2 protein-coding genes are annotated in these 14,324 nt (G+C 74.0%); both read right to left on the minus strand.

All coding sequences use genetic code 11. The features are described 5' to 3' along the window. Positions 1-70: 70 nt before the first annotated feature. Positions 71-5,563 carry an SDR family NAD(P)-dependent oxidoreductase gene (locus tag ACWD02_RS19740; RefSeq protein WP_451212138.1) on the minus strand — a complete coding sequence of 1,831 codons (5,493 nt, stop codon included), beginning with the start codon at positions 5,561-5,563 and terminating at the stop codon, positions 71-73. Continuing rightward, positions 5,563-14,259 (minus strand): type I polyketide synthase, encoded by an 8,697-nt coding sequence (locus ACWD02_RS19745; protein WP_451212141.1) that lies wholly within the window; start codon positions 14,257-14,259, stop codon positions 5,563-5,565. The genes ACWD02_RS19740 and ACWD02_RS19745 overlap by 1 nt, the downstream gene beginning before the upstream one ends. Positions 14,260-14,324: the final 65 nt, after the last annotated feature.

Genomic DNA, 14,324 nt, shown 5'->3' on the forward strand with positions numbered 1-14,324 from the left:
GGGGCTGTGCGGGCTTCGGGTGCTGTGCCGGCTCCTTCGGGGGCCGGGGCGGGTTCGGGTCGGGCGCCGGTCATGCGGTGGCCGCCTGGCGCGGCGCGGCCGACAGGCCGGCGGCGGGGTACTTCTCCTCGATCAGTTCGTGCAGGAAGGAGCCCCAGTCGATGCCGGGGCAGGCGAAGAAGTCGCGGCTGTTGATCTCCAGGCCCAGGTCGTCCCTGCAGCGGCTGATCAGCTCCATCACCATCAGGCTGTCCAGGCCCATGTCGGCGAGCCGGGTGTCCGCGGTGAGCGTGTCGAGTTCCATCCGCAGGATTCCGGAGAGCTGCACGCGTACGTACTCGTTGATCTCCGCGAGCCGCTCGTCGCGCGGCAGGCCGAGCAGCCGCGCCGTCAGCGATCCCGGCTCGGCCCCGGCGGAGGCGCCGGCGGCGGGCGCGGAACGGATGCCGCTCAGGATCGGCCGCTCGCGCCGCGCCTCCATCAGGTCGCGGAACAGCGCCCAGTCCGCCGAGCACACCGTGCGGTTGGCGACGCCGTCGGCCATCGCCTCGCCGAGCAGCTCAAGGGCGTGGGCGGGATTGAGCTGGTGCAGGCCGATGGAGCGCAGGAAGGCCATCACGGAGTCGTCCGCGAGCCCGGACCGGGCGCCCCAGGGGCCCCAGCTGACCGTCGTCGCGTTCAGGCCCCGCAGCTTCCGGTAGTACGCGAAGGAGTCCAGGAAGGCGTTGGCCGCCGAGTACCCGGCCAGGTGCTGCGAGCCCCACACCGAGGCGATGGAGGAGAAGGAGACGAACAGATCCAGGTTCTGGTCGACGGTGGCGTCGTGCAGCGCCCAGGTGCCCGCCGCTTTCGCGTGCATGACCCGGTCGTACGTCTCGGGGTCGCTCTCCCGCAGGAACTGTGGCTCGGAGAGCCCGGCCGCGTGCACCACGCCACGCAACGGGCGGCCCGCGAGCCCCAGTTGATCCGTCAGCGAGCGCAGCGCCGTCTCGTCGGCGACATCAAGGGCCACCACGCGTACGTCGGCGCCCAGGGCCTCGATGCGGCGGACCCCGGCGATCCTGGCGGCCGTCGCGTCGTCGAGCTCCGGGGCGTCCCAGGCCGAACGGTCCGGCAGCCCGCCGCGCCCGACGAGGACGACGGTGCCCGCGCCGAGGCCCGCGAGCCACTCGCCGACCAGCAGACCGAGGCTGCCGAGGCCGCCGGTGACGAGATAGCTGCCGAGGTCGCTCAGCTGCGGGACGGGCCGCTCGGCGGCGGACTCCGCGACGGGCGCGGGGATCAGGCGGGGCACGAGCAGCGCCCCTGCCCGGCGTGCCGTCAGATCCTCGGCGGTCTCCGTCGCGAGCAGGGCCGCGATCTGCCCGGCCTCGTCCGGCGAGCCCGCCGGGTCCAGGTCCAGAAGGCCGCCCCACAGCTCGGGGTGCTCCAGGGCCGCCACCTTGCCGAGGCCCCACAGCGGGCCCGCGGGCAGGCAGATCTCCGACTGGCCGGGGCCCGTGAACTGGGCGCCCCGGGTCACCACCCACACCCGCGTGGCGGACTCCTCGGTCACCAACTGCTTCACCGCGGCGAGGAACACGTACTCCGCCTGCTCACGGGCCTGCTGGATCGCGGAGGAGTCGTACCCGGCCACCGGCAGGTCGAGGCCGCTGAGGAGGACGAGATGGTCGTACGTCCCCTGCGACGGGAGCGCGGCACGGACCGCGTCCACGGACGCCTCCGCATGCGTCACCAGGGCGCCCCGCAGCGCGAGTTGCGTGGTGGTCGCCTCGACGATGCCGCTGCGCACGCTGTCCGCGCCGCCGCCCACCAGAAGCACCCGCTGCCCGCGCAGCTCCCGCTCGCCGGTCGCCGTCGCCGGGTCCACGGGCTGCCAGGCCTGCTCCCAGACGGTGTCCTCGCGCGGGCTGCGCGGCAGGTCGTCCAGGTCCGCCGACGACGAGCGCAGATGGACGTGCCGCATCATGATCAGCGGGCTGCCGTCGGCGCCCAGGATCTCCAAACCGCCGCGGAGCTCGCCGTCCTGCGCCTCGGGGTCCGCGGGGTCGAGCCAGCCGTGGATGTAGCGGCGTACGCCGACCGGCTGCACCTTGGACGCCTTGGGGTCGGCGGCCTCCCCGACGTGTGCGGACTGCCGGAGCAGGCCGATCGTCAGGTCGAGGAGCGCACCCCTCGGCAGCTCCTCGGCGGCGGAGTTGACCTCGGCGAGCACCTCTCCGGGGCCTTGGTAGACCTCGTTCAGGACCGGTTCCGCCCAGACGGGGACGGTGACGTCGGCCGGGGCGACCGGCAGGCACCGTGCCCGCACGGCGGCCAGGTCGCCGCCACCGGGACGTGCGTCCGGCGTGCGGCGGGCCAGGACGCCACGGGCGTGCAGCCGCCAGCTGCCGGACTCGACACAGTCGCCGCCCTGCAGCGAGAAGCAGAGGAAGAGCGAGCGCCCCTCGTCGTCCTGCGGCAGGACGTAGACGCGCACCTGGCCGGGCCGGTGCTCGGCGTCGAGCAGCAGCGGCTCGCCCACCACGAAGCGCTCCACGACACGGGGCTGCGCGCCGGGCAGCTTCGCGGCGCCGGCGAGCGCCCAGTTGCAGAAACCGCCCGCCGAGACCGAGCGGCGGCCGTCCCCTCCGGTCTGCACGAACACCGTTGGGAGCTCGTCGAGTTCGGGGGAGAAGGTGGGCTGCCCCGAGAGCAGGTGCCCGTCGAAGAAGGCGCCGGGGGAGTCGTCCGGTGCGGCGGCGGGCGACGTCCCGCCCGCGCCCTCCTCCTTGAACCAGTACCGCTCCCGCTGCCAGGGGTAGCTGGGCAGGGCGGAGCGGCGCGGCTCCTCGGCGCGGTGCACGGCCGCCCAGTCGACCGGCACGCCCCGGTGGTGCAGGGCGCCCAGGGCCTGGGCGACGATGTGGCCGTCCGCCCGGTCCCGGCGCAGGGACGGGATCCAGCAGACGCCGTCCTCCGGCAGGCTGCGGGCGCCGAGGCCCAACAGGACAGGGGCCGGGCCGAGTTCGAGGAAGGTGCGGCAACCCGTCTCGTGGAGCGTCGTGATTCCCTCGGCGAACCGGACCGGTGCCATGACGTGTTCGGACCAGTACTGGGGGCGTAGTTGCTCGGAGCCCCACTCCTTGCCCGTGACGTTCGAGATGATCGGATACTTGGGCTGATGGAACGTCAGGGTCTCGGTGACGGCGCGGAACTCCTCCAGCATGGGCGCCATCAACGGCGAGTGGAAGGCGTGCGAGACCGCGAGCGGCCGGTGCTTGACGCCCTGCGCGGCGAGCAGCGCGACGACCTCGCCGACCTCCGCGCCGGGGCCCGAAAGCACCACATCGGTGGGGCCGTTGACCGCCGCCACGGCGACGTCACCGGCCCGTCCCGCCCCGGCGATCGCGGCGCGCACCGTCTCCTCGTCGCAGACCAGCGTCTCCATCACGCCGCCCGCGGGCAGCGCCTCCATCAGGCGGGCGCGGGCCGTGATGAGCCGGGCCGCGTCCTGCAGCGAGTGGACGCCCGCGACGCAGGCCGCGGTGATCTCGCCCAGGCTGTGTCCGATCAGCGCGCTCGGCCGTACGCCCCACGACTCCCACATCCGGGCGAGGGCGTACTCGACGGCGAACAGGGCGGGCTGCGTGAAGCCGGTCCGGTTGATCCGCTCGGACGCAGGGCCGCTTCCGTCGAGGACCGGGCCCAGCGGCTCCGTCAGATAGGGGTCGAGTGCGGCCACGCACTCGGCCAGGGCCTCGGCGAACACCGGTTCACTCGCCGCGAGTTCGGACGCCATTCCGGCGTACTGCGAACCCTGCCCGGTGAACAGCCAGCCCAGACGGCGCGCCTTGGCACCGGTCGGGGCGTGCACCGTGACCTGCTCGGACCGCTCGCCCGCGGCGAACGCGGCAAGACCGGACGCGAGTTGCTCACGGGTGCCGGAGACGCTGAGCCCGTGCTTCATGCGGGCCCGGCCGATGTGCGTGGTGTAGCAGATGTCCGCCAGGGTGCGCGGATCCGCGTCCCGCACACGCGCCTCGTACGACGTCGCCATCGCCCGCAGCGCCGGGAGACTGTTGGCGCTCAGGGTCAGCAGACCGGTGTCACGGGTGGTGCCGCCGCGCGGCGCGGGCTTGGGTGCCTCGCCGATCACGGTGTGCGCGTTGGTGCCGCTCGCGCCGAAACTGCTCACTCCGGCCAGGCGTGGACCCTCGGGCCAGCTTGTCTCCTCGGTGGTGACCTTCAGGTGCAGATCGGACCAGGGGACCTGCGGATTGGGGTTGTTGAGGTGCAGATGGCGCGGCAGCGTGTCGTGCTTCAGGGCAAGGACGACCTTGAGGATCCCGGCGGCGCCGGCGGCGGGCTCCAGGTGGCCGATGTTGGTCTTCACCGAGCCGACGAGCAACGGCCGGTCGGCGGGGCGGTCCTTGCGCGTGATGGCGTCGAGGGCCTTCAGCTCGATCGGGTCGCCCAGCGGGGTCCCGGTGCCGTGCGCCTCCACATAGCCGAGCTCGGCGGGGGCGGCCCCCGCGTCCTTCAGCGCGGAGCTGATGACGCTCTGCTGCGCCGACGGATTGGGCACGGTCAGGCCGCTGCTGCGCCCGTCGTGTTCGGTGGCGACGCCGCGGACGACGGCCAGGATGCGGTCGCCCGCGGCCTCCGCCTCGCTCAGCCGCTTCAGGACGAACAGGGCTCCGCCCTCGCCGCGCGCATAGCCGTTGGCCGACGCGTCGAAGGTCTTGCAGCGTCCGTCGGGAGACAGCGCGCGCAACTTGCTGACCAGCACGAAGCCGTACGGCGACAGCATCAGGTTCACCCCTCCGACCAGCGCCATGTCACAGGCGCCGGACCGCAGCGAGAGGCAGGCCTGCTCCAGGGCGACCAGGGAGGAGGAGCAGGCCGTGTCGATGACCATGCTGGGGCCTTGAAGCCCGAAGGTGTAGGAGATGCGGCCCGCCAGGAAGCTGGGTTCGCCGATCAGCTGGTAGGCGTCGACGTCGGCGATCGCGCCCTCCTGCTGGCGCATGCGCACGTAGTCGCTGGTGCTCGCGCCGAGGAAGACGCCGACCTGCTGGCCCTCCAGGTCGGTCGGCGGCAGGCAGGCGTCCTCCATGGCCTCCCAGGCCAGTTCGAGGACCAGGCGCTGCTGGGGGTCCATGCCCGCGGCCTCGCGGGGCGAGATGCCGAACACGGTCGGGTCGAACGTGTCCACCGGACCGTCGAGGAAATTGCCCGCCAGGGTGTAGGCGGTGCCCGGGTGGTCCGGGTCGGGGTGGTAGAAACCGGCGACCGGGTGCCGCTCCTCGGGGAAGTCGGAGGTCGCGTCACGGCCGTCGGCGAGGGACTCCCAGAACTCCTCGGGTGTCCCGCCGCCCGGCAGCCGGCAGGAGAGACCGATCACCGCGAGGGGCTGGGGCTGCTGGAGCTCCTGGACCCGGGCGCGGAGGCTGCGGATCGTGCCGAGCGACTCCTTCAGACGGCCGCGCAGGACGTCCTGGCTCGGCTGGGCCGGCTTGTCCGCGGGCCGGTTCGGCTCCTGCGCGGAGCGGTTCGGCTTCTCTGCGGGGGTGTTCGTCATCAGTTCTCCTCGAACCCAAGGGCTGTGCCGGAGATCTCGGCCTCCAGCTGGCGAAGCAGTTCGTCGTCGTCGAGTTCGTCCATGCCGTCCGGGTCACCGGCTTCGCCGGGTCCGGCGCCGTCCGCGGTGGCGGCCTGTGCGGCCGCGTCCGGGGCGTCGGCGGGGTAGCCGAGGCGGTCGAGCAGATGGGCGGTGAGCGCGAGCGCGGTGGGGTGCTCGAAGGCGACCGTCGACGACAGGTCGGTCTTCAGCCCCCGCGAGAGCCGCAGCCGCAGTGTGAGGGACATGACCGAGTCCAGGCCCAGATCGAAGAAGCCCTGCTCGGCCTGGAGGTCGTCCTCCGGGAGCCCGAGGACCGCGGCGACCTGGGTGCAGACCCAGTCGAGCATCCGGTCGCGGCGCAGGGCCGGGTCGAGCTCACCGAGCCCGGCCACGAACTCCGTGCCGCCGTCACGCTTGGCCGACCCGAGCACCGGGGCGAAGAGCCGCTGGTGCGGTGAGTCCGCGAGCGCGGCCCTGAAGAGCTCCCAGTCGACGTCGGCCACCGACACGTGCACGGCGCTCTCGCGGGCGAGCAGGCCGAGGGCACCGACCAGATCCTCCTCCTGTAGAGGCGCGATCCCACTGCTCTTCAGCAGTAAAATCGTCCGTTCGTCGAGGAGTTCACTGCCCGCGAGGGGCATGAGCTCCAGATGGGACACGGGCAGGCCGCTCGCCCTGCGCCGGGCGGCGAGCGCCCGCAGGGTCCAGTCGGCGGGCGCGGCCGCACCGGTGACGGCGCCGCCCCAGGTGCCGGGCACCGAGCCGAGCAGGACGAAGAGGCCGAGCGGATCCTTGGCGGTCAGCTCGTGCAGCAGCTCCGCCGTCGTGGCGCGCCGCAGTTCCGCGTGGACGGCGGCGTCCGTGGTCTCGTCCAGCAGTGTCGCGGTGCCGGGGGAGTCCGCGCAGACGACGCCCGCGACCCCGGCATCGGCACGCAACTGGCCGACCAGAGCGGTGAGTTCACCGCGGGTGGCCCCAGGGGCACGGCGGATCTCCACGCCCTGGGCGCGCCAGGCCTCGATGCGGGGCTCGTCCCAGGGCAGCGGCTCGTCCGACGCCGGTTCGGTGTCCGCGAGCGCGATACGCCGGGCCCCCGCCCCGATCAGCCAGTCCACGACGGGCGGCGCGAGCTCGCGGCGCGCCCCCGTCACCAGGTGCCAGCGGTCGGCGGAGAGCGGCGCGTGGCCGGACGCCTCGGGCGGCCTGCTCTGCGTCAACTCCCCCACCTGAAGGGAGGAGTGCTCGACGCGGAGGTGCTCGTCGCCCGGTGCGCAGAGCAGCCGCGCCACCAGGGTCCGCAGCTCCTCCGCGCTGCCGTGCGTGAGGTCCACGTGCCCGCCCCACGCGTCGGGACGCATCATCGCCAGGGTCCGGCCGAGCCCCGCGTGGGCGCCCTGTGCGGCGACGGGGAACCCGGCGTGGCCCGCGGGGACGAGTGCGTGCCGGGTGACGAGCCACAGCCTTGGCGCGGTGCCTTCGAGGCCGGCGAGGGTCGCGGCGAGCGCGGTGGTGGCCCGCCAGGCGTCCGGGCGGGCGTCCAGGTCCTCCAGGGGCCAGAGGTCGCAGACGGCGGTGGTGCCCGCGCCGGCCCCCGCCCCGGCATCCGTGCCGGTGAGCAGCCGTTGCCACGCGTCTCGGTCGTTCGGGTCGAGGGATACGTCGGCGGGGCTCGCGTGGCCTTGGTGCGTCACCTGCGTCGACCGCACCCGGATCACCTCGGCTCCCGCGTCCCGCAGCCCGTCCGCCACCGCGCCCGCCAGATGCTCGGTGTCGCCGCAGACCAGCCAGCGGGAGGCGGGCGCCGGGCCCTGCGCGTCGTGGTCGGCGGGGCGCAGCGGGGCGGGTCGCCAGGCCATGCGGTAGAGGAGGCTCTCCAGGCGGTCCCGGGCGGCGTCCGCGGGGACGAGGTCACGGGGTGCGGCAAGGCGCAGGCCCGCCAGCTCCACCACGGCACGGCCCGCGGGGTCGAGCACCGTCACGTCCGCCTCGCGCAGCCCGTCCGCGGAGAGCCGCACCGGGCCGCGGCACACCCGTACCGTTCCGTCGGCGGCAGCCTTGACCCGGACCAGGCCGATCGACGCCGGCAGCGGGTCGGCCTCGGCGGGTCCGGTTCCGGCGCCTTCGGCGACCAGCCGCAGGGCGAGCCGCAGCAGGTCGGCCGGCAGCCTTCGCCGGGACGCCCCGTCGGGCAGCTCCACGGAGATCTCGGCGGCGCCCGCGGCGGAGTCCGCCGACAGCACCCGCAGCCCCAAGAAAGCCTCGGCGAGGCTCGCCCGCAGGGGTTCGTCCACCGCGAGCCCACCCGGCGCGGCGGGCTGCGGCGCGCTCACACCCCCGGTGTCCGTCGACGCCGTCAGGGCGGCATCGGACGGCGCGTCATCGGCCAGGGAGCGCAGCGCCATCGAGCCCTGCCGGGTGTCGACCACGGCCTGCAGCTCAGCCCGGCTCTCGGCGTCGGTGCGGGGCGCCGGACCGAACCGTACGCCGGAAAGCGCTGGTGTCGGCGCGCCCGTCGAGGCGGCGCAGTCGAGGGCGGCCTCCAGGAGTGCGGGCGCGGCCACCGTGCCGGAGGCGCTGGTCTGCCAGGGGGCGCGCACCCCGTCGACCGTCACCGGCAGGAGCGCGGTCCAGGAGGCGTTCGCCGGCCGGACCGGAGTGCCGACCAGGGCACCCGAACCCCCGGCACGTTCCTTGGACTGCTGGGGCAGCCAGTGTTCCTTGCGCTGCCACGGATAGGCGGGCAGCTCCACGATCCGGCGGCCGGGTCCGGCGAACGCCGCCCAGTCGACCGGGACGCCCTGCGCGTGCAGCGCGCCGAGGCTCTTGAGCAGGGCCCCCACCTCGTCCTCGTCGCGCACCAGCGAGGGCAGCACGACCGGAGCCCGGACGCCTGCGGCCGTCAGGGATTCCTCGGCCCCCGACACGAGCACCGGATGCGGCGAGATCTCCACGAACACCCGGTCCTCCGGGTCCTCGACAGCGCTCACGGCGTCCTGGAAGAGCACGGTGTCACGCAGATTGCGGCCCCAGTACTCGGCGGTGAGCGAGGAACCCGCCACCTCGCCGCCCGCCACCGCGGAGTAGACCGGAATGCGGGCCTCGGCGGGCACCAGAGCGGCGAGTCCCGTCACCAGGCGCTCGCGCAACGGCTCCACCAGCGGCGAGTGCGGGGCGACCGGCACCTTGATGCGGCGCACGAAGACGTTCGCCTCGCTCAGCTCGGCGGCGAGCTCCTCAAGGGCGCCGTCGTCACCCGCGACGACCGTGGTGCGCGGGCCGTTGATGGTCGCGATGCTCAACTGGTCCTCGTACAGGGCCAGATAAGGCGCGAGTTCATGGCGGGGCAGACCCACCGCGATCGAGCCGCCCGTCCCCACGACCGTGTCGAGCAGCCGCGAGCGCAGGCAGAGGATTTCCGTGGCCTGGGCGAGCGTCAGCGCGCCCGCGGCCCAGGCGGCGGCGACCTCGCCCATGCTGTGGCCGACGACCGCCTCGGGAACCACGCCCCAACTGCGCCACAGCTCGACCAGACCGACCTGCACGGCGAAGATCAGCTCCTGCGGGATGCCCTCGTCGAACGGCCTGCTGCCGGGTTCCCCGCGCAGCGAGGCCAGCGGCGACCAGGCGATCCACTTGCGCATCTCCTCCTCCACGGCGAGCACCGCGTCCCTGAACACCGTTTCGGAGTCCAGGAGTTGGCGCCCCATGCCGGCCCACTGGGAGCCGAAGCCGGAGAAGACGAACACACAGGATCGTGCGGCCTCCGCCGTGCCCGTGAGCAGGCCGGGGTCGTCGTCGCCCGCCGCGAGCGCGGCCAGCGCGGAGCGGACATCGGTGAGGCTCCGGCCGACGGCCACCGCACGGTGGTCGAGGCGGCTGCGGCGTACGGACGCGGTGTACGCGAGGTCCGCGAGCTCCGTCTCGTCGATCCCCTCGGTCCGGGCGAGGAAGGCGTCGGCGGCCGGGGCGAGCGCGGAGGGCTGTGCGGCGGAGAGGGGGACGGCGAAGCGGGCCGGGGCGGGCGCCGGGGGAGCGGGGGCGGCCGTGGGCGGCTCCGTCACCAGGATGTGGGCGTTGGTGCCGGTGAAGCCGAAGGAGCTGACGCCCGCGACGCGGGGCCGGCCGGGGGCCGAGGGCCACTGCCCGTCACCACCCGCGACTTCGAGGCCCAGCTTCTCCCAGGCGACCTGGGTGGTCGGCCGGGTGGTGACGCCGATGTGCGGGGCGATGCGGCCGTGGTGGACGGACAGGACGGCCTTGATGAGCCCGGCCATTCCGGCGGCGGCTTCCAGGTGACCGATGTTGGGCTTGGCCGAACCGACGAGGAGCGGCGCATCGGGCTCCCGCGCCGTGGAGTGCCCAGGGCGCAGCGCCTGGGCGAGCGCCCGCAGTTCGATCGGGTCGCCGAGCGGTGTGCCGGTGCCGTGGGCCTCCGCGTAGCCGACCGCGCTGCCCGCCAACCCGGCCTGGTCGAGGGCCTGTTGGATGAGCGCCTGCTGGGCCGTGCCGTTGGGGACGGTCAGGCCGCTGCTCGCGCCGTCCTGGTTGACGGCGCTGCCCGGCAGCACGGCGTAGACGCGGTCGCCGTCGGCGATGGCCGTGGAGAGGCGCTTGAGCACGACCGCCCCTGAACCCTCGCCGCGCAGGTAGCCGTCGGCGGCCTCGTCGAAGGTGTGGCAGTGGCCGGTGGGCGAGAGGGCGCCGCCCGCCGAGACCGACACGGGGATCACCGGGCTGAGGATCACGTTCACGCCGCCCGCCACCGCGAGGTCGCTCTCACCCTGGCGCAGGCTCTGCGCGGCCAGGTGCACGGCGGTCAGCGACGAGGAGCAGGCGGTGTCCACCGCGAGGCTCGGACCGGTCAGGCCGAGGAAGTACGAAAGCCTGCCGGAAGCCCCGGCGAAGGAGTTGCCGGTCCCGTAGTACAGGTCGACGTCCTGGAGGTGACTGCTGACGTGCTGGGCGTGGTCGGAACTGTTCATCCCGACGAACACGCCGGTCGCCGAGCCGCGCAGTCGCTCCCTGGTGGCCCCGGCGTCCTCAAGGGCCTCGTAGGCGACTTCGAGGAAGAGGCGGTGCTGGGGGTCGAGGCTGCGTGCCTCGCGGGGCGAGACCCGGAAGAAGGCGGCGTCGAAGCCGCGTACGTCGTCGAGATAGCCGCCCCGCAGGGAGGTCATCGTGCCGGGCGTCCACGCTCCGTCGGAGAGGAAGGCCTTGCCGTCCCAGCGGTCCGACGGCACCTCGCGGATGACCTCGCGCCCGTCGACGAGGAGCTGCCAGTAGTCGCGCACGGTGGGGCTGCCGGGGAAGCGGCAGCTCATGCCGACGACGGCTATGGGGTCGTCGGCGGGCTCGGGCGCGGATGTAGGCGCGGGCGTCGCGGGCTGCGGGTCGGCGGGCGTGACCGTCCGCGCGGGGAGCTGGTCCTTCTCCGGGGCCTGCGCTTTCGCGAGGACCTCCGGCAGCAGGAAGTCCACCAGTTCGTCCAGGCACGGGCGCTCGAACGGCGTGGACAGGGCGATCTCCAGGCCGAGCGCGATGCCGAGGCGGTCGACGAACTCGACGATGGACAGCGAGTCGAGGCCGAGGTCGGCGAAGCCGCGGCGGGGCGAGATGCGGCGTGTCGGGTCCTGGCCGAGGATCTCCGCGAGGACGGCCGATGTCTGACGCATCAGCTCGCGCCGGTCGCGGGCCGTCCCCGTGGCGCCGTGTGCCGGTTCCGTCCCGTCCGCCGTCGCCTCCGCTTGTCCGTGCGGTGCGACGGCGGACGGTACGGCCTCCCGGACCAGCCCGTCGGGGGTCGGGACCGTGACCGGGGAGTCACCGGCGGAGAGGGGGATCCCCGCCGGCATCAAGGGGGTGCCGGTGGTGGCACCGGCACCGATCCGCAGCTCCTGCGCCGGGCCCAGCGGACGCCCCTCGGGGTCGATCAGCTGGACGGCGAGCCTGGCGGACGACGCCTGCGCGGCGCCGGGGGCGACCGCGCCGGACTGCGCGCCACGGGTGACCTCGGGCAGCCAGAAGGACTCGTGCTGCCAAGGGTGGCGAGGAAGCTCGGCAGGGCGGCCGGGGAGCAGGCCCGCCCAGTCGATGTCGGCGCCCGCGCAGTGCAGCTGGGCGAGGGCCCCGAGCAGCGTCGCGGGCCCGTCGGCGTCCCTGCGCAGCGAGGCCACGGCGACACCGTGGCGGCGCGTGGCGGTGAGTGCCTCGGTCAGCGGGCGCACCAGCGTCGGGTGCGGCCCGATCTCGATGAAGTCGGCGCCCCGGTCGTTCAGGAGATGGCGTACGGCGGGCCAGAACCGTACGGGATTCAGGACGTTCGCCGCCCAGTAGGCCGCGTCGAGTACGGCGGGGCGCTCGTCGGGCGTGACGGTCGAGACGAACGACTCGGGAGTCGGTGCTGCGGCGAACTCGGAGAGCTCAGCGCGCAGTTCCTCGGCGTACGGTTCCATGGCCGGGCTGTGGAAGGCGTAGTCACCGGGGACGAAACGTGCGGTGACCGACCGTTCGCGCAGGAGTTCCGAGAGCGCCGTCAGGTCTTCCTCGGACCCGGCGAGCACGGTCGCGTTCGGTCCGTTGACCGTCGCGACGGTGACCGCGCGCCCGGTGCCCGCGACGGTGTCGACGGCCTGGACCTCGGGCAGTCCCACCGCGAGCATGCGCCCCGTGCCCGCGGCGCCGGCCATGATGCGCCCGCGCCGGATCGCGAGGTCCAGGGCGGTGGGCAGGTCGAGCGCGCCGGACCAGCAGGCCGCCGAGATCTCGCCGAGGCTGTGGCCGATGACCTTGTCGGGCCGCACGCCCCGCTCGCGCCAGACCTCGGCGATCGCCAGTTGCAGGGCGACCACGGCGGGCTGGGCGAGCTCGGTGGCCGTGAGGTCGGCCTCGCCGAACAGTTCCCGCAGTCCGGGGAGGCCGGCGGCGCGGATCACCTCGTCGCAGCGCTCCAGGCACCGCGCGGCGGCCGGCTCGCGCTCCCAGAGGTCGAGGCCCATGCCCCGCCACTGTGAGCCCTGCCCGGAGAAGACGAGGACGGTGCGGTGGCGCCGGCGGGGCTCGGCGACACCGGTCAGGGTGTGCTCGTCGGGTGTGCCCTGGGACAGGTCCGTGAGTGAGGCGCGCAGTTCGTCCAGGTCGGCGCCGATCACCGTGGCGCGGGTCTCGTGGTGGGTGCGCCGGACCGCCGCCGTGTGCAGGACGTCCGCCAGGGGCTGGTCGCCGTCGAGGGTGGTCAGGAGGTTCCTCGCGCGCTCGTGCAGGGCGTCGTCGGTGGAACCGGACAGGAGGAGCACCTTCGGCGAGGGCTCGGCGCTCGCCTCGCGGGGGGCGGCGGGCGCCGGCTCGGGCGCGGCGGACAGCAGGATGTGGGCGTTGGTGCCGCTCAGGCCGAATGCGCTCACGCCGAGCAACTGGTCGTCGGGGCCGTCGAGTCGACGTGCCTCGGCGGAGATCTGCAACGGTCCGTCGGCCCAGGGGATCGCCGGGTTGGGCGTGCCGAAGTGCAGCTGCGGCGGGACGAGCCGGTGCCGTGCGGTCAGGACGGTCTTGATGAGCGCGGCCACCCCGGCGGCCGCGTCGGTGTGCCCGAAGTTCGCCTTGTGCGAGCCGATGTGCAGCTTGCGGGCGGGATCACGGCCGGGGCCGAACACCTCCGACAGGGCGTACGCCTCGATAGGGTCGCCCAGCGGTGTGCCGGTGCCGTGCGTCTCCACATAGGTGACGTCGGCCGGGGTGGCGTCGGCGCGGCTCAGGGCGTCCCGCAGCAGGGCCGCCTGGGCGGAGGCGTTGGGGACGGTCAGGCCGGCGCTGCGGCCGTCGTGGTTGAAGGCGCTGCCCCGGATGACGCCGAGTACCCGGTCGCCGTCGGCGAGTGCGTCGTCGAGCCGCTTCAGGACGACGACTCCGCAGCCCTCGCCCCGGACGATTCCGTCCGCGTCCGCCGCGAAGGGCTTGCAGCGGCCGGTGGGAGACAGGGCCTGCACCTTGCTCATGAAGATGGAGAGTTCGGGGGCGGCGAGGACGTTGACGCCGCCCGCGAGCGCGGTGTCGGCCTCGCCGCTGGCCAGGCTGCGGCACGCCAGGTGCACCGCGACCAGGGACGAGGAGCAGGCGGTGTTCACCGCGAGCGCGGGCCCGTGCAGCCCCAGGGTGTAGGCGACCCGCCCCGGCGCGAAGCTGAACTCCTTGCCGCTCGCGTAGTAGGGGTCGATGCCCCGCACCCCCCGCGTCTTGGAGTGCAGGAGCGTGTAGTCCATGCCGAGCATGCCGAAGAAGACGCCGGTGCGTGACCCGGCGAGCTGAGGCTTCGTCAGGCCCGCGTGTTCGAGGGCCTCCCAGGAGACTTCGAGGAGGAGCCGCTGCTGCGGGTCCATCTCGCGGGCCTCGCGGAAGGAGATGCCGAAGAAGTCCGCGTCGAACTGGTCGAGCCCCTGCAGGACACCCGCGTAGCGGCAGTATCCGGTGCCGGGCTCGGCCCCGTCCTCGCTGATGAACTCGGGGCCCCAGCGCTCCGCGGGGATCTCGCCGATCACGTCGACGCCGTCCCGCAGGACGTGCCAGAAGGATGCGAGGTCGACCACTCCGCCCGGGTAACGGCACCCGATGCCGACAAGGGCTATGGCCGGATCGGTGACTGGTCCGCTGCGGACGGGCATGGGTCCCCCTCAAGGAATGCGACGGGAGTGCGTCGGGAGTGCGACGAGTGGGTGAGGAACGAGGT

Source organism: Streptomyces sp. NPDC002853, from assembly GCF_053591915.1.